1 pseudogene is annotated in these 249 nt (G+C 61.0%); it reads right to left on the reverse strand.

The window, feature by feature from the left end:
• Positions 1 to 122: 122 nt before the first annotated feature.
• A pseudogene (locus DMH12_RS38855) lies at positions 123 to 249 on the reverse strand (IS481 family transposase); the annotation flags it as partial.

The following is a 249-nucleotide window of genomic DNA, read 5'->3' on the forward strand; positions in this document are numbered from 1 at the left end:
GCGCTCGAGGACTGGATCAAGAACTGGAACGAGCAAGCCCGGCCCTTCAAGTGGACCAAGACCGCAGACCAGATCATCGACCGCATCTGCCGCTACTGCGACAGGATCTCCGGACCGGGACACTAGGTGTATTGACCCGCAACGTTATTCACGCGGCTGATCGGTGGCTGGCCGCCGAGTGCGGTGTGGCAGCGGTGATGGTTGTAGCTGTGGAGGAAGTCTGCCAGGGCTGCTGTTCGTTCGGTGTTG

Origin of the sequence: Streptomyces sp. WAC 04229 (assembly GCF_003947455.1) — a bacterium.
In the GTDB taxonomy this organism is placed as follows: domain Bacteria; phylum Actinomycetota; class Actinomycetes; order Streptomycetales; family Streptomycetaceae; genus Streptomyces.